The sequence below is a fragment of the Streptomyces panaciradicis genome (assembly GCF_023516615.1).
Classification (GTDB): Bacteria; Actinomycetota; Actinomycetes; order Streptomycetales; family Streptomycetaceae; genus Streptomyces; species Streptomyces panaciradicis.
The window spans coordinates 1-21489 of the sequence record NZ_JAMGBF010000014.1 but is presented as its reverse complement, the minus strand read 5'-3'; the positions used below and the strand labels follow the sequence as shown (position 1 = coordinate 21489).

Sequence of the window (21489 nt, the reverse complement as noted above, 5' to 3'; positions counted from 1 at the left end):
CGTGCGGCTGTGGTCCACCTGCGCGATGTCAGTGCGATCGCACGGTTCGGGGGTCCCGGCTTTCGAGCTCGGTCTGCGATGCTTCGGTCCGCTCGGTCGCGGCAATCGTCTGGCGCAGTAGGCGACGGGCGGTCTCCAGCTCGGCGGCGCGATGATCGAGTACGTCCAGGTGGTCGCGCAGGCTGCTGACGACTCCGGGGCAGGGATGCAGCGTCTCCGGGTCCTGCATATAGGGCAGGACCCGGCGGATGATGCGAGTGGGGAGGCCGGCGGCCAGCAGGGCGCGCACGCGGCGTACGGTCTCGGCCGTCTGCTCCTCGTAGTCGCGGTAGCCGTTGGCGCGGCGCTCGGCATGGATCAGCCCTGTCCGCTCGTAGTAGCGCAGCAGCCGTTCGCTCACTCCGGTCTGCCGTGAGAGCTCTCCGATCAGCACCGATCCGTTCCTTCCGGCTTGACCTTCCAACGGTGTCAGGGAGCAACAGTGCCCTGAGCGGCCGCATTCCGGACCGCCGGAAGAGAGAGGAACGCATCAGTGATCATCGACGCGCACAGTCATGTCCACGACCCGCTCGAGACGCACGAGAAGCTGCTGGACGAGGCCGGAGTCGACCGGGCCGTCCTGTTCGCCACACGACCCCACCCGGAACGGGCTCGCGATCTGGCCGAACTGCGCCAGGAGATGACCCTTCTGGAGAAGGCCCTCGCGGGCCGGGCCGGCACGGTCGAGGCATACCGAGGGGCGTGGGCGGAATTGGACGCGGCACTTGCCGCAAGGCCGGACCGGTTCATCGGCTTCCTGTCAGTGCCGCTGGGTCTGGGATCGCAGGCGACAGCCGAGATCGTGGAGCAGGAGGTGGTCGGGCGCGGACTGTGCGGGATCGGGGAGCTGACGCCGCCACCGAGAGGGGCAGGGCTCATCGAACCGGTACTCCAGGCGGCAGCCGATCAGCGGCGGCTGCCCGTGGTCGTCCACGGATCCGCGCCGACCACCGCGGAGGACCTGGCGACGCTGGCCGCGCTGGCCCGCCGGTACCGCGACGTACCACTCGTGGTCAGCCAGTTGGGAGGGCAGTACTGGATGCAGGCGATCGAACTGCTGCGGGACACGCCCAACATGTACCTGGAGCTGTCCACGGCCAACATCGTCTTCGCGGTCCGGCTTGCCATCAAGGAGATCCCGGATCGGACCCTGTTCGGTTCGGATGCACCGTACGGCGACCCGGTACTCGCCCGAGCGCTGGTCGAACGGGTCACCGGCCCGGGCGAAGTTCGCGATCGGGTCCTTGGCGGGACGATGGCCGGACTGGTCGGACTCGGCTAGGGAACCCGTCTGCGCCGTTGGTTGGTTCTGGCACGCCCTGTCGGCTCAGGGGTCGAGGGCATGGCCCGTGGTTGAGTCGACGTGGTCCGGGACCTCGTCGTGGCGGTCGCCCACGGTCAGCGTCCCGGCGGGCTCGAACATGAGGATGGCGGCGCCGGACGGAGCGTACGGCTTGTGTTCCGTGCCTCGGGGGACCGTGAAGACCGCCCCCTGCGGGAGAAGGACCGTGCGCTCCCCCTCGGTCTCGCGCAGGGAGATGTGCAGCTCTCCGTCGATCACCAGGAAGAACTCGTCGGTGTCGTCGTGGACGTGCCAGATGTGTTCGCCCTCGACTTTGGCGATGCGGACGTCGTAGTCGTTGACGCGCGTGACGATGCGAGGACTCCACAGCGCGTCGAAGGAGGCCAGAGCGTCGCTGAGGAGGATGGGTTCGTGGCTCATGGGATCATCCTGGGCCGCTCCACGCCGGCGGTGTGAGTGCTAGGAATCGCATATGGCGAAAGAATCCTCGCACGCGGTGCACGCGGCGGGCGCACACCGAGTCGTTGTGATCGTGGATGAGAACTCCAACCCCTTCGAGCTCGGCTGCGCGACCGAAATCTTCGGTCTGCGCCGACCGGAGATCGGTCGCGACCTGTACGACTTCAGACTCTGCTCACCCGAGCCCCGCACGCTCATGCGCGACGGCTTCTTCACGCTCACCGGAGTCGCTGATCTGGACGCGGCCGACACGGCCGACACCTTGATCGTCCCCAACCGCCCCGACATCGAGGTACCCCGCCGTCCCGCCGTACTCGACGCCATCCGAAGGGCGCACGCACGCGGTACGCGCCTGGTCGGCTTCTGCAGCGGCGCCTTCACGCTGGCCGAAGCCGGGGTCCTCGACGGCCGGCGCGCCACCGCGCACTGGCAATGGGCGGACTCCTTCCGGGCCCGCTTCCCTGCCGTCCACCTCGAAGCGGACGTGCTGTTCGTGGACGACGGAGACATCCTCACCGCTGCGGGCAGCGCGGCGGCACTCGACCTCGGGCTCCATGTGGTCCGTCGCGACTACGGCGCGGAGGTCGCCAACTCCGTGAGCCGGCGGCTGGTCTTCGCCGCGCATCGGGACGGCGGGCAGCAGCAGTTCGTGGAGCGCCCCGTGCCCGACCGAGCGACTGAGTCCTTGGCTCCTGTTCTGGCTTGGGCCCAGGAGCGCTTGGACACAGCCCTGACGGTCTCCGACCTTGCGGCCCGTGCGGCGGTCAGTGCGGCGACGCTGCATCGCCGCTTCCGGACACAACTGGGAACGACGCCATTGGCGTGGCTCACCGGCGAACGCCTCGCCTTGGCCTGCCGATTGATCGAGCGAGGTGAGTCCCGCTTCGAGGTGGTGGCACGGCGCAGCGGGCTTGGCACGGCTGCCCATATGCGCACGCTGATGCGCCGCGAGACAGGGATCACCCCGTCGGCGTACAGAGAGCGGTTCGGGCCGGGCGTGAACTGACCGCGGGACGTGGGGTGGCCCCTCCTCGCCGCCATTCGTCCCCTGCCGTCTCAGCGGCCCGGTGCCGTACCCAGGAACCGGTGGAGGGAGGTCGTCATGCTGGTGACGAATGTGTCGCGGGTCGGGGCGTCGACGAGGTCCAGGGAGAGGTAGGGATTGAGGTCCTCCAGTTCGACCAGCAGCAGCTCTCCCTCCGGGGTGCGGCAGGCGTCCACGCGTTGGATGCCGTGGTCGAGGGTGTTCCAGTCGATGAAGCGGCGGGCGAAGTCGAGGTCGGCCTCGGTGGGCTCGTAGGGCTCGAGTACCCAGCGCCGCTGGGGGTCGGGCGCGTGAAGGGCGTACTGGAAGGCGTCGTCCACGAAGTAGAAGGACACCTCGTAACGGAAGTCGATGCGTGGCTGGACCAGGATGTCGCCGTAAGCGAGGGTGGACAGCCGCTCCCGAGGCAGGACGCTGAGGCCGATGGAGTCCGCCCCTGCCTTGGGTTTGACGACGTACTGGTCGGCCTCGGGCAGGCGACCGAGGTCCTGCGGCCGGTCGATCGTGGGGATCACCGGGTACGCGGCTCCGGTCAGGTCCAGCAGGTACTGCTTGCCGACCATGTCGGCCCGGCCGGACAGCGGGTTGTAGACCCGGGTACCGCGGGCTGCGGCGTGCTCCCGGAAGGCGTCGTATTCCGTCCGGTAGTGCAGCACGGGACCACTGTTGCGGACCACGACCGCGTCGAAGGCGTCCATCAGAGCGGTGGCGTCCAGCGGGTGGCACAGGGCGACGTCGAAGTCGTTCCGCAGCCGCGAGGAGAGGAAGATGTCCTCGTCGCAGTAACGCCGCCCCCGGGCGTCGTAGGCGAGATCGGTCACGAACAGAATGCTGGGGCGGCCGGGCACGGAACATCTCCTGGGTCGGTGGCCACCAACCTACCCAGCCCGCCGAGCACGCCCGGGGGCGGGCCTGGTCTCCGGCACCGCGCTTGATCGGAAACGTGCTCCAGTGGAGACTGCTCCCCGTGGGATCAGTACGCATGGCCACCAGGGCGCAGATCGGGAACCGGCGATGAGCGCTGGCCTGCCCTTCTTTCGCTACCATCCAGACCCTCTGGCGAGCGGCTCCATCCGCGCGGCCGCTGACACGTGCGTCTGTTGCGAGCGCGACAGGGGCTGGATCTATACGGCGACCTTCTACACTGCGCACGAGGTCAACGGACACTTCTGTCCGTGGTGCATCGCAGACGGCAGCGCTGCTGAACGCTTCGCGGGTGAGTTCTGTGACTCCTACGGGCTTGTCGGTGTCAGCAAGGACGTCTTGCACGAAGTCACGCGCCGCACCCCCGGCTTCCACGCCTGGCAGGACCCGCACTGGCTCGTCCACTGCCAGGACGCTGCGGCCTTCGTGGGCGAAGTCGGCTACGCCGAGTTGGCGGGGCATCCCGAAGCGCTCGACCAGTTGCGGACCGACATGCGCCTCGACGGCTGGCACGACGAGAAGCAGCTCGAAGAATTCCTGACGCACCTGGGTCAGGGGGCAACCGCCATGCTCTTCCGCTGCACCGTCTGCGACGCCCATCTCGCCTACGCCGACGCTTCCTAGTGCCGCATGATGCAGTGTTCGCCCTGTCCGCCGCGGCTCGCAGCCGCTCGTCATTCGCGTGGCACACAGCGGCGGACCAGGCTGTACGGCGTCCGGACGCGAGTACCGCGGTGACCTGACCGCTCTCGTCGTGGCTGACCTCCTCCGGGTCGGCAAACCACGTCAGGAGACCTGCCGCGTGACGTGGAGGCCAATGCGCACTCCGGGGACATGCAGGTCGCCACCGACCCAAAGGTGCCCGGTGGTGCGTTTATGGCTACGGGGAGACCTACCGGACGGCCCCACGTAGGGTGCGGAAATGACAAGAAGTGAGCAACTCGCGGAGCAGTTGGACTGGTACTGGCGCAAGAACCTACGGCCGCGGCTCGAGGGTCTTACCGACGAGGAGTACTTCTGGGAGCCGGTTCACGGCTGCTGGAGCATCCGACCACGTGACACGTCGACCGCACCGATGTCGGCAGGTTCGCGGGAATGGACGATGGACTGGGCGTCCCCTGACCCGGTGCCGGCACCGGTGACCACGATCGCCTGGCGGCTGGCGCACATCGTCGTCTCGTGCCTGGGCTATCGCGTCGCATGGTACTTCGGCGGCCAGGAGGTCGACTCCGAGACATTCGCCTACGCGGGGACCGCTGACGAGGCGCTCAAGCAGCTCGATGCGATGTACGGGAGATGGAACGCGGGGGTCCGCGAGCTCTCGGACGCTGACTTGGAGAAGCCACCCACAGTGGGTCCGGAGCGGTTTCCCATGCAGAACAGGGTTCTGCACGTCAACAGGGAGCTGATCCATCACGGCGCGGAGATTTCCCTGCTGCGCGACCTCTACCGCTGGCAGGGCGGAGTCGTACCGCGCCGAGAATGACTTTCCACCTGGCGCGGCGTCTCCGCCGGAGGTCGTCGGTGACTACGCCGAACGCACCGGCTGCCACGTCGTCGTCACCGACACCCAGGGCATTGTCCCGGCCGATTCCGATCCGGCCGGCCGGCCACACCGGCGTCAGCCTCGCGACCGAGCCGGACATCGCCCGCGCCCTGGACAACCGGCCCACCGTCATCACCACGACGGACGGCGACGGCCGTGACGTACTGTCCGCGACCATGCCCGGCTCCTCCGGCACCACCGTCCGCGGAGCTCTGCGCCTGACCTGTCCCCTGGACCAGGTCGGCACCCGGGTGCACCGCATCTGGGGTGCCCTGGCCCTGGCCGGAGCCGGCATCCTCGCCGCGGTCGCTCTGGTCGCCTTCAGTCTGGCCCGCTGGATCACCCGCCCCTTGCGCACCCTGGAAGCCGCGACCACCCAGCTCGCCGAGGGACAGCTCACCACCCCTCCCGACGCCACCGCCGGACCACCCGAACTACGGCGTCTGGCAACGGCGTTCACTCATACCGCGACCCGGCTGCAGCATCTGCTCAAGGCCCAGCAGGCGTTCGCCTCGGAAGCCTCCCACCAGCTGAAGACCCCGCTGACGGCGTTGCGCCTGCGGCTGGAGAACTTCGAACCCCACCTGGACCCGAGGGCGCACGGCAGCCTCGAGGAGGCCGTCGGCGAGGTGGAGCGCCTGGGTCGCATGGTGCAGGGCCTGCTCGCCCTGGCCCGCCTGGAGAACACCGCCACCACGCCCGAACCCGTCGACCTGGACACCGTCCTCGCCGAACGGGCCGCGATGCGGGAGCCGTTGGCGGCCGAGCAGTACGTCGCCCTCGACATCACCGGCCCGCCGGCCACGTGTGGGGGATCCCGGGTGCCCTGGAGGAGAGCGTCGACAACCTCCTCCGGTTCTGGCGCTCCTCCGAGTCACACCACGACGGCACCGGCCTCGGCCTGCCCATCGTCCGCCACCTCGTCGACGCCTCCGGCGGCACCATCAGCCTCCATCCCGCCCCTGGCACCGGCCTCGACGCCCGTATCCGACTGCGCCCCGTCACCGGACACCGTGGCGATGCCCACTGGCGGGGAGAGGACTTCGGATCGCACCTCCCGCACCGCAGACGTACGCAGGCAGCCGGTCGCGGATGAGGTCCCTGCGAGGTCCCTGCGAGGTCCCACTCACACCCGCAGGCAGGCGGACAGACGCCGAATGCCCGCCGTCAGCGCGGTTCGGCGAGCGCCGCTTCCAGGATGGCGATGTGCTGCGCCTCTGCCTCCCTGCGGATGGCGGCGAAACGGCGGTCGACGATGAGTACCGGCAGTGCCCAGAGGTAGCCCCAGACGCTGAAGGAGCTGACGGCTCCCGTCCGGCGCAGGATCGTGTTGGTCAGGAGGCACAGGATGCCGCTGACGATCCAGACTGCCGTGCGATGCCGGCCCAGGAAGCGCACCGGGGCGTTCCAGGGCCCGGACAGCGCCTTGAGGGTGGCGGCGCGTACGACGGCTTCACGGTCCTCGATGTTCACGCTGCCGGTCGCCGCGACGCCGCCCTGCCGGCGATCCTCGGCGAGGGCACGCGCCTGCGCCTCGGTGTCACGGCTCTGGACCGCCCTCTCCGCGACTCTCATCCGCAAGTCGTCCCAATAGCCGCGCCGGGCCCAGTGTTCGGCAGCGGCAAGCCGGTCGGCTTCGGCGGACTGCGGTGCCAGTTCCTTCAGCCGCTTGGAGAGGGTGACCGCTCGCGCGGCCCTGCCCGGGTATTCGAAGGCGTCCGCACGCAGGCACAGTTCGGCGTAACCGGCCAGAAGTCCCAAATGGTCGCCGTCGATGGAGAGTCCGGCCCGGAAGGCTTCCTCCGCGGAGTCGTCGTGGTCGTCGTCGTCCTCGGCGGCGTGTCCCAGGGCGAGCCAGCAATAGAGGTCGGGGTGGGGGCCGAGCTCATCCATGCCTTGCTTCGCTGCGCGCCTCACGGCCGCGTTCCCTCCGGCCAGGAACAGCTGCTCGCAGCGCCGCTGGTACTCGTCGATCGTCGTCATCGGAACTCCCCCACTGCCGCCCGGCACTGACGGGGCGGACACCTGTGCAGGCTGATCTTCGCAGGTCGAGATCGCTGCGGCTGCCCGGGGGGCGGTCCGCTTGACGGCTGTTGCCGTGGCCATGTGAGAGCGGGCCCGGACCGGGCAGCGGGTCGGCTTCTCGCTCCGGCGCCCCTTCCTGCGGCGAGAGGCATCGCGCACCGCGCACCCCGGAAATGGCGAAGCGCCGGGCCGGGTCAACGCCTCCCGGCGGGAGCCACGTTGGCGCCCAGCAGCGCCGACAGCTGCGGTGAGTACGTGGCGTGCAGGACGAGTGCCGCGCTGCCCACGACCGCCGCGTCCGTGCCGAGCCAGGACGCCTCCACGTCGACGACCCGCACGTGACGGGAGAGCGGGCGGCTGGCCAGCGCGGCGGCGACGACCTCGACGTACCGCTGCTCCACGTGCTGGATGCCGTGCCCTCCGAGGACGATCAGGTCCACGTCGATGAAGTTGACGATGTCGACCGCGACCGAGGCGACGTGCTGCGCGGTCTCGTCGATGACCGCCGCCGCGACCGGGTCACCGGCCGCTGCGGCCAGCCCGATGGCCGCGTGGTCGACGCTCTCGGGGTCTTGGGCGAAGGCGCGCGCCAGGGCGCTGTCGAGGCGGGGTTCGGCGGCGAGTCTGCGGTGCACCTGCGCGACGATGGCCGTCGGGTTGACGAGGCGTTCCAGGCAGCCGCGGTTGCCGCAGTAGCACTCGGGGCCGTCAGGCAGCACGGAGGAGTGCCCGAACTCGCCCGCGTTGAGCGAACCTCCCCTGTACACCTGGTGGTTGAGGATGAGGCCGCCACCGACGCCGGTGCCGAAGAAGAAGTAGGCGAAGTCCGCCACGCCCCTGCCCGCACCGGACCAGCGCTCGCCGACCGCGGCGGCGGTGGCGTCGTTGTCGAGGGTCACCGGCAGGCCGGTCGCCTCGCTCAGCATGTGCTGCACCGGCACCCGCGTCCAGCGGGCGAGCTGCGGCGCGCCCACGATCGCGCCCTGCTCGAGGTCGATCGGCCCGGGGGTGGCCAGTCCCAGTCCGAGGATCTTGTCGCGGTCGACGCCCGTCTCGGACAGGACGTCGGCGACGAGCTCCGCCATGGCCTTGACGACCTCGGCCGGATCGTCGCCGGGATGGGTGGGGCGCTTCTTGACGACCAGCGGGCGGCCGAGCAGGTCGACGACGGTGCAGCTGAGCTGGACGGGGTCGAAGTGCAGGCCGACCGCGCTGCCCGCGTCGGCGTTGATGCGCAGGGTGGTGCGCGGCTTGCCGCCGCTGGAGACCCTGCTCGCGCCGTCCTCGCGCACGATGCCCTCGTCGAGCAGCCGGCGCACGATGCCCGACACCGTCTGCGGGGTGAGGCCGGTGTGCTCGGCGATCTCGACACGGCTGATGCCGTCGGCGAGCTGGATCTGGTCCAGGACGACGGCCCGGTTGTATCGCCCGACCTTCGGAAGGTTCGTTCCTGCCTGCCGCACGCACGGTCCTCTCTCGTTACCCCTCGCCAATCTATCTCTCGCGGCCCATTGACTTAGTAAAACAAATGGATTTAGTGTCCGGTGCCGCAGACGAAATCTCGGACACGACGGCACAGGGCAGTGCCATCGGAGGCAAGTTGATGTCCATGCAATGCCGCAGGCCCCAAGGCCCGGGGACGCCTCCGCGCGTTCACGGCGGTCAGGAGCGCCGCTCATGACCCCCACCGCCCCGAACCTGCTGGAGATGCGGTCGATCACCAAGACCTTCCCCGGCGTCACCGCGCTCGCCGACGTCAGCCTCGCCGTACGGGAAGGTGAGATCCACGCGATCTGCGGCGAGAACGGCGCCGGCAAGTCCACGCTCATGAAGGTGCTCAGCGGGGTCCACCCGCACGGCAGCTACAGCGGCGACATCGTCTACCGGGGCGAGCAGGTCCGGTTCGACAGCATCCGGGCCAGCGAGCAGGCCGGCATCGTGATCATCCACCAGGAACTGGCCCTGGTGCCCGGCATGTCGATCACCGAGAACCTCTTCCTCGGCAACGAGCCACGCCGCCGCGGCTCGATCGACTGGAAGAGCGCCCAACGCCGGGCCCTGGAACTGATGGAGCAGGTCGGGCTCCGCGAGGACCCCGACACCCTGATCAAGGACATCGGCGTCGGAAAGCAGCAACTCGTCGAGATAGCCAAGGCGTTCGCGAAGGACGTCAAGCTGCTCATCCTCGACGAGCCCACCGCGGCCCTCAACGAGGCCGACTCCCAGCATCTGCTGGACCTGCTGCGCGGCTTCCGCGAGCGGGGCATCACCTCGATCATGATCTCGCACAAGCTGAACGAGATCGAGGCGGTCGCCGACACCATCACGATCCTGCGCGACGGCCGCACCATCGAGAGCCTCGACGTCAAGGCCGACGGCGTCAACGAGGACCGCATCGTGCGGGGCATGGTCGGCCGTGAACTCGACAGCCGCTTCCCCGACCGCACCCCCGCCATCGGCGAGGTCTTCTTCGAGGTCCGCGACTGGACGGTGCGGCACCCGACCTCGGACGAACGGATGGTCTGCAAAGGCTCCTCCTTCCAGGTCCGCCGCGGCGAGATCGTCGGCTTCGCCGGACTCATGGGCGCGGGCCGCACCGAACTCGCCATGAGCCTGTTCGGCCGGTCCTACGGCACCTGGCTCTCGGGGCAGGTCTTCAAGGACGGCAAGGAGATCCGGCTCAAGACCGTGGCCGACGCCATCGGGCACGGACTGGCCTACGTCAGCGAGGACCGCAAGTCCATCGGCCTCAACCTCCTGGACGACGTCAAGACCTCGATGGTGGCCGCCAAGCTGTCCAAGATCGCCCGCCGCCGCGTCATCGACCCGGTGCGCGAGCACCGTATCGCCGAGGACTACCGCACCAGCCTGCGGATCAAGACGCCCAGCGTCGACGAGGGCGTCGTCAAGCTCTCCGGCGGCAACCAGCAGAAGGTCGTGCTGGCCAAGTGGATGTTCACCGACCCCGACCTGCTGATCCTCGACGAACCGACCCGAGGCATCGACGTAGGCGCGAAGTTCGAGATCTACGGGATCATCCAGCGCCTCGTCGCCCAGGGCAAGGGCGTCGTCGTCATCTCCTCGGAGTTGCCCGAGCTGATCGGCCTGTGCGACCGCATCTACACGGTGTTCGAGGGCGCCATCACCGGTGAGGTGGCCCGCGCGGACGCGGACCCGGAAGTCCTGATGAAGCAGATGACCGCCAACAAGAAGAGCCCCACTCCATGAGCCGCATAACTGACCTGCAGAAGAACCTCTTCGGGGGTACGACCTCCAACGCCCGCCAGTTCGGCATGATCTCCACCCTGGTGGCCATCGTCGTACTGTTCCAGATCTGGACCGACGGCCTGACGCTGACCTCCGGCAACCTCATCGCCGTCGTCAGCCAGTACTCCTACATCCTGATCCTGGCCGTCGGGATGCTGATGGTGATCGTCGCCGGGCACATCGACCTGTCGGTCGGCTCCGTCGCGGCGTTCACCGGCATCGTCGTCGCCAAGGCCATGCAGGAGCACTCCCTCCCCTGGCCCCTCGGCATTCTGCTCGGCCTGCTCGTCGGCGCGGCGATCGGCGCCTGGCAGGGCTTCTGGGTCGCCTACATCGGGGTACCGGCGTTCATCGTGACCCTCGCCGGAATGATGCTGTTCCGCGGCGCCAACCAGTACATCGGCAACGCCGACACCGTCCCGGTGCCCGAGGGCTTCCGCAAGATCGGCGCCGGCTTCCTGCCCGAGGTCGGACCGGACACCGGCTACAACAACCTCACCCTGCTGCTGGGCCTGGCCGCCTGTGCGGGCGTCGTCTGGCGCGAGTGGAAGGCACGACAGACCCGACGCGAGATGAACGCGGACCTCGCGCCGCTGTGGGTCACCGGCGTCCGCCTGGCCGTCATGATCGCCGTCATCGTCTTCGCCACGCTGCGCTTCGCCGGCGGCCGCGTCGGCACCAGCCTGCCGATCTCCGGCATCATCCTGATCGCCCTGGTCCTGGCGTACTCGCACTACACCCGCAACACCATCGGCGGCCGCCACATCTACGCCGTCGGCGGCAACGCACGCGCGGCCGAGCTGTCCGGCGTGAAACTCAAGCGGGTCAACTTCGCCGTCATGATGAACATGTCGGTGCTGGCCGCTCTCGCCGGCATGATCTTCGTGGCCCGTTCCGCGGCCTCCGGCCCGCAGGACGGCCTGAGCTGGGAACTGGACGCCATCGCGGCCGTGTTCATCGGCGGGGCGGCGGTCTCCGGCGGCCTGGGCACCGTCAGCGGCTCGATCGTCGGCGGCCTGGTGATGGCCCTGCTCAACAACGGACTCCAACTGCAGGGCGTGGGTTCGGACATGGTCCAGATCATCAAGGGACTGGTCCTGCTGCTCGCCGTCGCCTTCGACGTCTACAACAAGAGCCAGGGGCGCTTCTCCATCATCGGAACGCTGACACGCCCGTTCCGGCGCGAGGACCCGGCCGGCACGGCCGCACCGCCCGCCCCGGCCTCCGACGCGGACAAGACCAAGGTCGCGGGCTGACCGTCCCGCCTGCTCGCCGAGCCAGAACCGGACGCACACGTCACCGACCCGGCTCCACGAACCCTCCGCTCACCACCACCCCAGACGGCCGGACACCCGGTCCCCTGACCACCGGGTGTCCGGCTCCCCCAACCCGCACCACCCGGCACCGACAAACAGTCCGGCGCTCGAACCGCACCACCTCAGCCGCGCTCGACGGCACACCGCACACCCGCAACCAGCACCCACGAAGGGCACCACTCCACCATGCGCAGAACCCTCATCAAAAGCATCACCGCCGTCGGCGCCGCCGCCCTCCTCACCCTGGCCACGGCCTGCTCCAACGAGCGCGAAGGCTCCTCCGGCAGTGACAGCGCCGGCGGCAAGGGCTTCTCGAAGGGCTCCCTGATCGGCGTCGCCCTGCCCGCCAAGACCTCCGAGAACTGGGTGCTCGCCGGCGACCTGTTCACCAACGGACTCAAGGACGCGGGCTTCAAGGCGGACGTCCAGTACGCGGGCGCCTCGACCACGGTCGCCGACCAGCAGGCGCAGATCTCCTCCATGGTCACCAAGGGCGCGAAGGTCATCGTCATCGGTGCCACCGACGCCTCGCAGCTGGCCACCCAGGTCAAGCAGGCCAAGGACGAGGGCGCCACCGTCATCGCCTACGACCGGCTCATCACCAACACCCCGGACGTCGACTACTACATCGCCTTCGACAACTTCAAGGTCGGCGAGCTCCAGGGCCAGGCCCTGATCGACGGCATGAAGGCCAAGAAGCCGAAGGGTCCCTGGACGATCGAGCTGTTCTCCGGCTCGCCGGACGACAACAACTCCAAGGTCTTCTTCGAGGGCGCCATGAAGGTCCTCAAGCCCTTGATCGACAAGGGCGACATCGTTGTCGGCTCGGGTCAGAAGGACATCAAGCAGACCGCGACGCAGGGCTGGAAGGCGGAGAACGCCCAGCAGCGCATGGACTCCCTGCTGACCTCGGCGTACAGCGGCAAGAAGACGCTCGACGGCGTCCTGTCCCCCAACGACACCCTGGCCCGCGCGATCCTCACCTCGGTAAAGGGCGCCGGCAAGCCGGTCCCGGTCGTCACCGGACAGGACTCCGAGGTCGAGTCGGTCAAGTCGATCATGGCCGGTGTGCAGTACTCGACGATCAACAAGGACACCCGCAAGCTCGTCGCGGAGACCGTCAACATGATCAAGTCCCTGCAGAAGGGCGACAAGCCGACCGTCAACGACACCAAGTCGTACAACAACGGCGACAAGGTCGTCCCGGCCTACCTCCTGCCGCCCGTGATCGTGACGAAGAAGAACGCGGCCGAGGCGTACGCCAACGACCCCAAGCTGGCCCCCCTCACCAAGTAGCACCGCCCGCCACCTTCGCCCGCCCCGTCAGGCTCTGCGGGGCGGGCGAGGTTTTACGCATACGACCGAGGAGACCTGCCCACGCCCGGCAGGGCTAGGTTGCTTGGCCGGCCGGAACCTGTCCTGTGGTTCGGTCGGAACCTGAACGCGTGGTCGGACACGATAGAGACCCGAGGCATCTCTGAAGTGATCGACAGCCACGACATCCTGGTCGTGCACGTCGACCAGCGGGGCCTCTTCAGCGGGCAACGGCAGGACGCCGAGGTCCTGGCCGGCATCTTCGACGGGGAGCAGAACCGGCTCGTCGTCCATGGGCATCCAGAGTGCGGGGACGCGCACGGCGCCGACAGGTGACTGGGGCGGTCAGCCGCGTCATCGCACGTCATAAAGCCGGCGACGTCGGCGATCGGCCCCGGGATACTGGTCGCCCATGGATGAGGTCGAAGTCGTCGTCGCCCATTCCGAGCGCGCGACGCTGCGCGTCGGTGACCTGTTCTTGAAGGTGGACGCCGATCAGGCGCGCATCGACGCCGAGGTCGAGGCGATGGCCCTGGTGCCGGTCCCCACTCCGCAGGTCCTGTGGCGCAAGCCCCACGTCCTCGCGATGGCCGCACTCCCGGGGACGACGCTCGGGCGCCTCGGCGGGCCGTCGACCGGGACGCCGGCAGCGTGGGCCGCGGCGGGCGCGGCCATCCGCAAGCTTCACGAAGCACCCCTGCCGCCCCGGACGGGCCGGGCCGGCCGGAGCCGCGTCGAACTGGCGGCGGAACTCGACGACGAGTGCGAGCGGCTCGTGACGAACGCCGTCCTGCCCCCCCGACCTGGTTCACCGCAACCGCCAGGTCGCCGAGGCCGCGCTCCGGCCCTGGACTGCGGCCTTCACCCACGGCGACCTGCAGATCGATCACGTCTTCGTCGACGGCGACGAGGTCACCGGCATCATCGACTGGTCCGAGGCCGGGCGGGGTGATGCCCTGTACGATCTCGCCACCTTCACTCTCGGACACGAGGAGCACCTCGACGACGTCATCGCCGGCTACGGCACCGACATCGACCTCCACGTCATCCGTGCCTGGTGGTCGTTGCGGAGCCTGCTGATAGTTCGCTGGCTGACCGAGCACGGCTTCGACCCCTTCGCACCGGGCTGCGAGGTAGACGTGCTGAGATCCCGGATGTGAGGCCACGCGGACCTGATCGCCCCCTCCCTGGCAGTGCTCGCGCGGCCGGTCAGCGCACTTCCGTCGACCAGGCGTGGCCATGCTCGCCCAGGCGGTCGGATGCTGCGACGAAGGCTTTCAGGAGGGCACGGTCGTCCCCTCGGCGGGTGGCCATGAAGATCCGGCTCATGGTGGGAGGTCCGTCGAGTTCGAGCCTTCGTGCGCCTGCGGGCAGCAGGGTCGTGACGCTATGGGGGGCGATACAGACGCCGAGGCCGGCCGCGACGAGCGTGATGATGGTGTGCCAGTCGGAGCACTCCTGCGCGATCCGGACGTCGAGGCCGGCGTTTCGCAGAGGCCGCGTGTTGGTGTCGAACGCCTGAGGTCCTGCCGAGCGCGGGAACAGGATCAGCGGATCTGCGGCCAGTTCCCTCACGTCCAGCCGGTCGCCCTTGGCCGCGGGGTGTTCAGCGGGGACGACCGCGACGAACCGTTCCGACGCCAAGAGGGAGAGGTCGATGTCGTCCCGCTCCTCGGCATCCCGGACGATGCCGACGTCGGCGGTGCCCCGTTCCAGGGCAGCGAGGACGTCGGTGGTGAAGCCGTCCCGCAGCTTGACCTGCACCTCGGGGCGGCGACGGGCGAATGCCCGCACATGCTCGCTGACGAGCGTGGCGGCCGAGGTGATGAAGGCGACGTCCAGTCGGCCGGCCTCGCCGCGGCCGACTCGCGCGGCCTCGTCGAGGTCGGCCGCCAAACGGTCCAGAAGGATGCGGGCTCTTGGCTGGAAAGTCGCTCCCGCCTCGGTCAGTTGGACGCTTCGAGAGGTTCGCAGGAACAGTTCGACGCCGACGATTTTCTCCAGCTGTCTGATCTGCTGGGACAGGGCAGGCTGGGCGATGTGCAGCCGCTGGGCCGCGCGGCCGAAGTGCAGTTCTTCTGCCAGGGCCAGAAAGTACCGCAGATGACGGAGTTCGATGCGGCGATCCATAACTCAATCTTATTGATCAGTGTCGGCGCCTGTATTGGACATATGAGTGAGCGGGATCGGAGGCTACAGGCAGCCACGCAGGAAAGGGAACCTTTCTCATGCCGCATGCCCCCGCCCCGACCACCGTCACTTCGATCGCCTCGCAGAGTGACGCCGACGCCTTCTACGCACTGAACGAGGAGTGGATTTCCCGGCTGTTCAGCCTGGAGGAGGCGGACCGGGCCGTTCTCAGCGACCCGTTCGGCCACATCGTGGCTGCGGGCGGCGACGTGCTCGTGGCACGCGCGCCAGGCAGCGGGACGGTACTCGGCTGCATCGCCCTACTGGCGCATCCGGACGCGGTGTTCGAGCTGGCGAAGATGGCCGTGGCTCCCGCAGCGCAGGGACGCGGCATCGGCCGCCGGCTCGTCGCCGCAGCCGTCGAGCGCGCCCACGCACTCGGGGCGAGGCGTCTGTTCCTCGGCACGAACTCGAAACTCGCGCCCGCTCTCCACCTCTACGAGGATGCGGGGTTCGTCAGAATCCCCCGCGACCGCCTCCCCGTGGCCGATTACTACGCCCGCGCCGACATCCTCATGGAACTGGCATGAGCTACCGGTGGGCCCCCGGGCTCACTGGCGCGCATCCTGCGACTCCTCCCAGCGCTGGTGCGCCGAGAGAACGTTCGTCCAGAGTTGTTCACGCCTCTGCGCAGCCATGGCGTGCAACTGCAGGCCGAACAGGTCAGCGAGCAGGTCGAACCACTCCGCGCGGCGAGTGACGGGCTCATGCCTGCGCGCACCGTCACCGATCCGGCTCAGCACCAGGCCACGAATGACGTCCGCTCCGGTCGCATCGCGGCGTTCGGCCATCGGGACCTGGACGAACCCCGACTCCGGCGACGTGGACAACCACCGGTGCTGCGCCTCGAAGTCAGCCGGGTGCGCGAGAGCCATGGTCCAGGTCATTCCGGTGAAGCCGCCGGCCGGGTCGTGAGTCAGGTGCCACTGCGCCCCGTCGGGAGTCTGTTCCAGACCGAGTACGAAGGGCGCCTGCTCGTGCCTGCCCTCGATCAACGGCAGCGGATCGTGCAGAGCATCGCCCAGCCCGTTGTCGACGTACCAGACACCGCCCGGATTCGTGTCGCTCGGCAACTGCTCGACCGTCAGCACGAGGTGATTCCCCATCACATCGGCACGGGGGCCCTCCGGGCCGTGCACTCCCCCGACGTGGCCGCGTACGACATAGCCGAGCGATGTGAGCAACAGGCCCAGTGCCCCGTTCATGTGATAGCAGTAGCCTCCTCGGCCACGCAGAGCGATGCGCGCCGCGGAGTCGTACGGGTCGATGTTCCAGGCTTCACCGGCCTGAATCCAGAGAGTCTCGTACGGAACGCGTTCAGCGTGACGCTGTACCAAAAGCCGCAGGGCCTCCACGGACGGTGGCGCCGGTTGGACGTCGAGACGCGCGAGGTAGGCGCGCCGCACATCCGGGTCCAAGGGACTGACCGAGTCGAACATGTCCCCATTATTTCTGAATGACCTGAATGCGGTAAACGCTCCTGACGTCAGATGGGCCCAGCGACGGGTCGGCACGGTGGCTGCGCCCCTTGAGTCCGGCTCTGGACCGCCGACGCGGGCCGGCCGAAGACGGCGCGCCTGCCGCGGCGGCTCAGCCCCGCGTCAGGCTGCGGCGGCGAGCCGGGTGCGCAGATTGTGGAACTGCCGGGTCTGCATGATGAAGTGGGCAGGTTCGCCCATGAACAGGTCGAACGGCCGCATGAGCAGCCGAGGACGGCTCTGGCCGCGGGTGCGGACCACCAGGCGGGTCATCCCGTCGGCGGTCGGCCGCAGATGGAAGCTCCAGACACCGCCCATGCGCGCGAGGGGACGGGCCTCCCAGTCCGGGTCGAAGGAGTGGCCGGAAGGCAGGCCGAGGTCGGAGCGCAGCACGAGGGTCCGGTTCGGCTCCAGGCGGGCCACCGTGAACCACGCCTGGCCGTCGCGCGTCGCCGGCAGTCGCTGCCCTTCCTGCAGGGTCTGCCACTGGGGCGCGATGTGACTGGCGCTGGGTTCTCCGAAGTGGTCCAGCAGGTCCCAGCTGTACCAGCCGGCGCGGTCTCCTCCCATCTGCACCAGCCAGGGCCAGACCTTCTCGGGTGGCGCAGGCAGGGTGGTGGCCATGGTCGAGGTGCCGTCGGCTTCGGGAATGAGTTCGTCGCCGGGGTAAGCGCAGTCGGCCTCGTCAGGTGTTGCGCCCCAGGTCAGCAGGCGCGGCCGGAACCGCAGTGCGTAGAGCGCCAGGGCGGCGGAGGCCACCGTGAAGGTGAGCAGACGGCTTTGCGATCGCCGCCGGCATGATTGCTGCTCGTTCATCGTGTCCTCCCTGGTCAATGGTCAGTGGGCTGGGTGCGCCAGGCCGTGGAGCCGCGCGGCAGGAGACTGGAGTCCGGTACGCGGACGGGCATGGACGGATCGCGCGCCGGCGGCCCTCCGCGGGGTGCGGGGCAGCGGCACGGCGGTCGTCGACGCGGCTGGCCGAGTGCCTGTCCGCACCGACGGCCGACGCCCCGAGCGACGCCCCTCGCCGTGAGCCCTGTCGCTTCATCCCTGCATACCGGGCGAGGAACGGCCGACGCGAGGGGCCGGTCGGCCCTGCTCCGGGTCCCAGCGTCCCGCGAGTTCTCTTGCTCCGCGGTTTCCACGGTCTGGGACCCTGCGGGCCGGCCCGCGTAATTCCCGCGATTCGGCAGGAGTGCGGAGATAGCCTCGGCGCTGTCATCGTCCGAAGGCAGAGGCAGAGGCAGTGGGGGTAGGGGTATGCAGGGGCAGGACTGGATCGAACGCGCGGAAGATCTGTTCGAGAAGGCGATGTTCGGCGGGGACGTTTCCGCGTTGGACCAGTCGGATGAGGTGCTGGACTCGGTAGAGGCGGCGCTTGCCATGGCGCGGGGCAAGGTGCTGCACGTGCGCTTCCTGAGCGACCGCGAAGAGAACCCGCAGGAACTGGCGCTGTTCGAGCGCGCGGCCGAGTTGTACGAGCGCCTCGGCGATGCTTCGGGTGAGGCGGACGCGTTGTTCTGGGTCGGCTGCTGGCATCAGGTGGTCAAGGGAAATGGTCTCGCCGGCCAGCCGTACTTCGAGCGGTCGTACGCGCTGGCGAAATCCGTCGACGACCGGATGACGATGTCCTATGCGACACGGCATCTTGCCTTCACCGACAAGGATGCGGGCCGCTTCGATCAGGCGCATGAGAGGTTGACCGAATCGGTGACCTTGCGCCGTGAGATCGGCTTCAGGCCCGGGGAAGCGGCGGGCCTGGTGGCACTGGCCTACCTCGCAGCCGAAACCGGCGACTCCGCGGCGGCGTTCCACCACCTTGACGAGGCGCAAGGGGTCGCCGAGCGCTGCGGTGCCAAGGCTGTGCTGGGATGGATCGAACAAGCCCGCACGCACATGCGTTCCTAGGCTCTGGTTGGGAGGTGCTGCCCACTGCGATGCATTGCGGACTGTGACCTCCCCTGTCGTCGGCATGGCGCTCGCCGGAGTCGGTTCTGCGGGACTTCGGCGGCCGGCCTCCTCTGGAGCCGACTCACATGGAGCCACGTCCTCCATTGGCGACGAACCGTCTCAGAGATCGTTCCCATAGCTCCAGAAGGTGCCATAGATCATCGGCCACCTTGTCGAGTTCCGGTTCGTCCAGCGAGGCGGCCCGTGCCCGGTGAACCGCCCCATCAGGGCCCAGCACGTACGACAAGCCGCCGCCGTTCGAGCCGATGACCAGGCCGTCGCTCTTCTGGTCTGCGCCCAGGTCGACAAGGCCATACTCCTGGAGCCGCAGCAGAACGCCACTTGCCGGGTACAGGAAGTAGCCGCTGTCGACGTCCGCCCAGGTGATGTCGCCGATGCTGTCGTACAAGGTGACCAAGTCGGCTGGCATGATGCTCACTTGGGCAAGCGCGTGAGCCGCCGCTTGATCGTCCCGGTCGGCCAGCCGAACCTCGTTGATGCCGGGGAAAAGCCGTGACGCGACTCGAACTCGTCTGCCATCGCCCTGAGGATCCCGGAGACTCTCTCTGCCCAGGAGGCCAGCCACGCGCGGGAAAGTCGGCGGTCACTCATGAGGCGGATCATGACACGAGCCACCGACAGCCGCGTCGACGCGGCCTGGTCTGCTGAGCGGAGGCGAGCAGACCACGGCCGCCCTGAAACAAGGTGCCCGCTGCGGAAGTTCCGATGGCGTACGGCCCGCAGGACCGACGCCGCGTCGGCCGCCTGGCCCTTCACCTCGCCACGTCGGGCTCAACTCAGCCTTCAGCGTTGACCAGGGCCATCAGTTCGACCTCAGTTGTCCCGGTTGGCAGACGCACGTCGAAGGTATAACCCGCGTCGCAGAACGTCAGGTCGAGGTGCACGGGTGTCAACTGGCGGAAGGTGATCGCCAACCAGATCGCGTCGTCCTCCCAGACGTCCATGTACAGGCAGGTACCGTCCTCGTGCAGGTATGCCTCACCTCGGCCGGTGTCCGTGTCGAACTCCCAGACGAGACTGCGGACTTCACTGCGATCTGACGGATCGATCTCGGCGTCGGCCCATCGATTGCGGATCACCTCGGTCAGCGCATCCCGATCGACGTGCCATCCGCCCGCATCTCCCTCGACCATCACCAAGAACGTCATGGCCATGGCCTATCAGATGCCTACGACACAGCGCTGATCGCGATCGTTGCCATGAGAACCGGCTCGCTGCCCGACACACCGCAAGCGAATGCGCCAAGTGCGGCGAGATGGGCGCCCGCGGCTCCCGCGGGTAACGGTCACACTGGTCGAGTCGCCGCCCCCACCCCGTACCGGCGGGCGGTAAGCCGACTCGCCCCAAAGCCAGGCTCAGGAGGTCGAAGCAACCGTGTGGACCGATGTCGTCGCGGCGCTGCCCGGCACGGCCGTCTTCCGGCCGCCCGTGTCTGAGTCGTCCCTGATCCGCTGCGCCACGGCCCTCGGCCATCCCCTGCCCGCGGACCTCGTCTCGCTGCTCCATGAGAGCGACGGCATCGAGGGTGAGTACGGAGACGGACTCGCCTGGCCGGCCGAGCGCATCGCCTCCGAGAACCTCGACCTGCGCGGCAAGACCGAGTTCGCCTCCCTGTACATGCCGTTCGATCCGCTGCTCTTCTTCGCGGACGCGGGGAACGGGGACCTGTTCGCGCTCCTCTCAAGGATCGACCGTCCCGATGTCTTCGTCTGGAACCACGAGGACGACAGTCGCACCTGGGTGGCACCGAGTCTGGCCAAGTACCTCGAGTGGCGGCTGACAGGGCAGATCGAGCTGTAAGCGCCCGGCTCGCCCCGGATGCGGGCTTGCACCCGACACCGTTCAAGCCTCGCAGGCGCGACGGTGGCCAGAGGGCATCCCGGACATAGCGATCGCGGCCTGTGGGCCGCTGCCTTAAGCGTGGTTTAAACGCGTATTAAACGTTCTTCGGACGCACCCGCTTCCTCAAGTAACTCCAGGTCAAAGCCATTTAGGGCTTTCCCTTCCGGTTGGCAGAGCCAATGATCGTGCGTATGGTCGTGGCTCGCCGGCGGCATCCCGGTGCGCAGCAAGAGAGCGCTCTCAGCCTCCACCAAGCGCTCCCTGCCCGTGCACCCCGACGGACCGCCCGCCGCCCGACGCCCAGCTTCCCCACAGACGAGGTGTGTTCCCGCATGGCAGCTCATCACGCTCGCCGCTGGTCGTACGGAGGGCTGGTGTTGCTGATCACCACCGCCCTCGCGTGCGCCGTCCTCTTCAACACCACCGGTCCGGCCGCCAACCGCGCGAACGCCGCCGCGGCGCAGACGTGGTCCGAGGACTTCAACGGCGCCGCGGGCAGCGCGCCCGACTCCTCGAAGTGGACCCTGGAGACGGGCGGCGGCGGCAACGGCAACCACGAGTTGCAGTACTACACGAACAGCACCGGCAACGCTGCTCTCGACGGCAACGGCAACCTGGTCATCACCGCCCGCAAGAACAGCGACCCGGGCCTTCAATGCTGGTACGGCACCTGCCAGTACACGTCGGCGCGGCTGAACACGGCGAAGACCTTCACCCAGAAGTACGGCCACTTCGAGTCCCGCATCAAGGTGCCGCGGGGCCAAGGCGTC

22 protein-coding genes and 3 pseudogenes are annotated in these 21489 nt (G+C 68.5%); 15 read left to right on the top strand and 10 right to left on the bottom strand.

Going from position 1 to position 21489, the window contains the following annotated elements; genetic code table 11:
* Window positions 1-28: 28 nt before the first annotated feature.
* Window positions 29-433 carry a MerR family transcriptional regulator gene (locus M8J74_RS05975; RefSeq protein WP_249835397.1) on the bottom strand — a complete coding sequence of 135 codons (405 nt, stop codon included), beginning with the start codon at window positions 431-433 and terminating at the stop codon, window positions 29-31.
* A gap of 99 nt (window positions 434-532) precedes the next feature.
* Here M8J74_RS05975 and M8J74_RS05970 point away from each other — a divergent pair, with 99 nt between their 5' ends.
* Window positions 533-1321 carry an amidohydrolase family protein gene (locus tag M8J74_RS05970; RefSeq protein ID WP_249835396.1) on the top strand — a complete coding sequence of 263 codons (789 nt, stop codon included), beginning with the start codon at window positions 533-535 and terminating at the stop codon, window positions 1319-1321.
* A gap of 45 nt (window positions 1322-1366) precedes the next feature.
* On the opposite strand, the gene M8J74_RS05965 is transcribed toward M8J74_RS05970, so the two are convergent.
* Window positions 1367-1762 carry a cupin domain-containing protein gene (locus M8J74_RS05965; protein WP_249835395.1) on the bottom strand — a complete coding sequence of 132 codons (396 nt, stop codon included), beginning with the start codon at window positions 1760-1762 and terminating at the stop codon, window positions 1367-1369.
* A 52-nt stretch (window positions 1763-1814) separates the two neighbouring features.
* Between M8J74_RS05965 and M8J74_RS05960 the strand changes: the two genes are divergently transcribed.
* On the top strand, window positions 1815-2807 hold the full coding sequence (locus M8J74_RS05960; RefSeq protein WP_249835394.1) for a helix-turn-helix domain-containing protein: 993 nt from the start codon (window positions 1815-1817) through the stop codon (window positions 2805-2807).
* A 50-nt stretch (window positions 2808-2857) separates the two neighbouring features.
* On the opposite strand, the gene M8J74_RS05955 is transcribed toward M8J74_RS05960, so the two are convergent.
* Window positions 2858-3694 (bottom strand): ATP-grasp domain-containing protein, encoded by an 837-nt coding sequence (locus M8J74_RS05955; protein WP_249835393.1) that lies wholly within the window; start codon window positions 3692-3694, stop codon window positions 2858-2860.
* A 166-nt stretch (window positions 3695-3860) separates the two neighbouring features.
* On the opposite strand from M8J74_RS05955, the gene M8J74_RS05950 reads away from it, so the two are divergent.
* The 4 genes and pseudogenes from M8J74_RS05950 (at window position 3861) to M8J74_RS44975 (ending at window position 6412) form a co-directional block, all read left to right on the top strand.
* The gene (locus tag M8J74_RS05950; RefSeq protein WP_249835392.1) at window positions 3861-4394 is read left to right on the top strand and encodes a CbrC family protein; all 534 of its coding nucleotides are present in this window, start codon (window positions 3861-3863) and stop codon (window positions 4392-4394) included.
* Window positions 4395-4692: 298 nt separating this feature from the next.
* Window positions 4693-5256, top strand: a complete 564-nt coding sequence (locus tag M8J74_RS05945) for a DinB family protein (RefSeq protein ID WP_249835391.1) — start codon at window positions 4693-4695, stop codon at window positions 5254-5256.
* Window positions 5253-5942: pseudogene (locus tag M8J74_RS44980) on the top strand (HAMP domain-containing protein); the annotation flags it as partial. The gene M8J74_RS05945 and the pseudogene M8J74_RS44980, both read left to right, overlap by 4 nt.
* Before the next feature lie 179 nt (window positions 5943-6121).
* Window positions 6122-6412: a sensor histidine kinase gene (locus tag M8J74_RS44975; protein ID WP_372500119.1), complete on the top strand. Its 291-nt coding sequence runs from the start codon at window positions 6122-6124 to the stop codon at window positions 6410-6412.
* Between the two features lie 71 nt (window positions 6413-6483).
* On the opposite strand, the gene M8J74_RS05935 is transcribed toward M8J74_RS44975, so the two are convergent.
* Window positions 6484-7299 carry a hypothetical protein gene (locus M8J74_RS05935; protein WP_249835389.1) on the bottom strand — a complete coding sequence of 272 codons (816 nt, stop codon included), beginning with the start codon at window positions 7297-7299 and terminating at the stop codon, window positions 6484-6486.
* Between the two features lie 236 nt (window positions 7300-7535).
* Complete coding sequence (locus M8J74_RS05930; protein WP_249835388.1) at window positions 7536-8804, bottom strand: ROK family transcriptional regulator; 1269 nt, start codon at window positions 8802-8804, stop codon at window positions 7536-7538.
* A gap of 214 nt (window positions 8805-9018) precedes the next feature.
* Here M8J74_RS05930 and mmsA point away from each other — a divergent pair, with 214 nt between their 5' ends.
* From mmsA to M8J74_RS05905, 5 genes and pseudogenes are all read left to right on the top strand, one after another.
* Window positions 9019-10569 carry a multiple monosaccharide ABC transporter ATP-binding protein gene (gene mmsA, locus M8J74_RS05925; RefSeq protein ID WP_249835387.1) on the top strand — a complete coding sequence of 517 codons (1551 nt, stop codon included), beginning with the start codon at window positions 9019-9021 and terminating at the stop codon, window positions 10567-10569.
* Window positions 10566-11864, top strand: a complete 1299-nt coding sequence (gene mmsB / locus M8J74_RS05920) for a multiple monosaccharide ABC transporter permease (protein ID WP_249835386.1) — start codon at window positions 10566-10568, stop codon at window positions 11862-11864. The genes mmsA and mmsB overlap by 4 nt, the downstream gene beginning before the upstream one ends.
* Window positions 11865-12110: 246 nt before the next feature.
* On the top strand, window positions 12111-13220 hold the full coding sequence (locus M8J74_RS05915) for a substrate-binding domain-containing protein (RefSeq protein WP_249835385.1): 1110 nt from the start codon (window positions 12111-12113) through the stop codon (window positions 13218-13220).
* Window positions 13221-13346: 126 nt separating this feature from the next.
* Window positions 13347-13574: pseudogene (locus tag M8J74_RS05910) on the top strand (hypothetical protein); the annotation flags it as partial.
* 76 nt (window positions 13575-13650) lie between these two features.
* Window positions 13651-14398, top strand: a pseudogene (locus M8J74_RS05905) (phosphotransferase family protein).
* A gap of 49 nt (window positions 14399-14447) precedes the next feature.
* Here M8J74_RS05905 and M8J74_RS05900 read toward each other — a convergent pair.
* Window positions 14448-15368: a LysR family transcriptional regulator gene (locus M8J74_RS05900; protein WP_249835384.1), complete on the bottom strand. Its 921-nt coding sequence runs from the start codon at window positions 15366-15368 to the stop codon at window positions 14448-14450.
* A gap of 98 nt (window positions 15369-15466) precedes the next feature.
* On the opposite strand from M8J74_RS05900, the gene M8J74_RS05895 reads away from it, so the two are divergent.
* Complete coding sequence (locus tag M8J74_RS05895; RefSeq protein WP_249835383.1) at window positions 15467-15958, top strand: GNAT family N-acetyltransferase; 492 nt, start codon at window positions 15467-15469, stop codon at window positions 15956-15958.
* A 21-nt stretch (window positions 15959-15979) separates the two neighbouring features.
* Here the strand turns inward: M8J74_RS05895 and M8J74_RS05890 are convergent, their stop codons facing one another.
* Both M8J74_RS05890 and M8J74_RS05885 read right to left on the bottom strand, forming a co-directional pair.
* A complete protein-coding gene (locus tag M8J74_RS05890; RefSeq protein WP_249835382.1) occupies window positions 15980-16867 on the bottom strand; it encodes an arylamine N-acetyltransferase family protein in 888 nt (295 codons plus the stop codon).
* 162 nt (window positions 16868-17029) lie between these two features.
* Window positions 17030-17722 (bottom strand): hypothetical protein, encoded by a 693-nt coding sequence (locus M8J74_RS05885; RefSeq protein ID WP_249835381.1) that lies wholly within the window; start codon window positions 17720-17722, stop codon window positions 17030-17032.
* 444 nt (window positions 17723-18166) lie between these two features.
* On the opposite strand from M8J74_RS05885, the gene M8J74_RS05880 reads away from it, so the two are divergent.
* Window positions 18167-18814 (top strand): tetratricopeptide repeat protein, encoded by a 648-nt coding sequence (locus tag M8J74_RS05880; protein WP_249835380.1) that lies wholly within the window; start codon window positions 18167-18169, stop codon window positions 18812-18814.
* 124 nt (window positions 18815-18938) lie between these two features.
* Here the strand turns inward: M8J74_RS05880 and M8J74_RS05875 are convergent, their stop codons facing one another.
* Entirely contained in the window at window positions 18939-19295 is a 357-nt protein-coding gene (locus M8J74_RS05875; protein WP_249835379.1) for an SMI1/KNR4 family protein, read from the bottom strand.
* A 358-nt stretch (window positions 19296-19653) separates the two neighbouring features.
* Window positions 19654-20025 carry a hypothetical protein gene (locus M8J74_RS05870; protein WP_249835378.1) on the bottom strand — a complete coding sequence of 124 codons (372 nt, stop codon included), beginning with the start codon at window positions 20023-20025 and terminating at the stop codon, window positions 19654-19656.
* Window positions 20026-20251: 226 nt separating this feature from the next.
* Here M8J74_RS05870 and M8J74_RS05865 point away from each other — a divergent pair, with 226 nt between their 5' ends.
* Together M8J74_RS05865 and M8J74_RS05860 are read left to right on the top strand one after the other, a co-directional pair.
* Window positions 20252-20677 carry an SMI1/KNR4 family protein gene (locus M8J74_RS05865; RefSeq protein ID WP_249835377.1) on the top strand — a complete coding sequence of 142 codons (426 nt, stop codon included), beginning with the start codon at window positions 20252-20254 and terminating at the stop codon, window positions 20675-20677.
* 374 nt (window positions 20678-21051) lie between these two features.
* On the top strand, window positions 21052-21489 hold a 438-nt coding region (locus M8J74_RS05860; RefSeq protein ID WP_249835376.1), incomplete at its 3' end, for a glycoside hydrolase family 16 protein.

Bases quoted from the DNA above. Each gene is read 5' to 3' on its own strand.
- mmsA (WP_249835387.1), top strand. From the start codon at position 9,019: ATGACCCCCACCGCCCCGAACCTGCTGGAGATGCGGTCGATCACCAAG.
- M8J74_RS05960 (WP_249835394.1), top strand. From the start codon at position 1,815: ATGGCGAAAGAATCCTCGCACGCGGTGCACGCGGCGGGCGCACACCGA.
- M8J74_RS05950 (WP_249835392.1), top strand. From the start codon at position 3,861: ATGAGCGCTGGCCTGCCCTTCTTTCGCTACCATCCAGACCCTCTGGCG.
- M8J74_RS05880 (WP_249835380.1), top strand. From the start codon at position 18,167: ATGCAGGGGCAGGACTGGATCGAACGCGCGGAAGATCTGTTCGAGAAG.
- M8J74_RS05915 (WP_249835385.1), top strand. From the start codon at position 12,111: ATGCGCAGAACCCTCATCAAAAGCATCACCGCCGTCGGCGCCGCCGCC.
- M8J74_RS05890 (WP_249835382.1), bottom strand. From the start codon at position 16,867: ATGTTCGACTCGGTCAGTCCCTTGGACCCGGATGTGCGGCGCGCCTAC.
- mmsB (WP_249835386.1), top strand. From the start codon at position 10,566: ATGAGCCGCATAACTGACCTGCAGAAGAACCTCTTCGGGGGTACGACC.
- M8J74_RS05895 (WP_249835383.1), top strand. From the start codon at position 15,467: ATGCCGCATGCCCCCGCCCCGACCACCGTCACTTCGATCGCCTCGCAG.
- M8J74_RS05965 (WP_249835395.1), bottom strand. From the start codon at position 1,762: ATGAGCCACGAACCCATCCTCCTCAGCGACGCTCTGGCCTCCTTCGAC.
- M8J74_RS05885 (WP_249835381.1), bottom strand. From the start codon at position 17,722: ATGAACGAGCAGCAATCATGCCGGCGGCGATCGCAAAGCCGTCTGCTC.
- M8J74_RS05870 (WP_249835378.1), bottom strand. From the start codon at position 20,025: ATGACGTTCTTGGTGATGGTCGAGGGAGATGCGGGCGGATGGCACGTC.
- M8J74_RS05900 (WP_249835384.1), bottom strand. From the start codon at position 15,368: ATGGATCGCCGCATCGAACTCCGTCATCTGCGGTACTTTCTGGCCCTG.
- M8J74_RS05935 (WP_249835389.1), bottom strand. From the start codon at position 7,299: ATGACGACGATCGACGAGTACCAGCGGCGCTGCGAGCAGCTGTTCCTG.
- M8J74_RS05945 (WP_249835391.1), top strand. From the start codon at position 4,693: ATGACAAGAAGTGAGCAACTCGCGGAGCAGTTGGACTGGTACTGGCGC.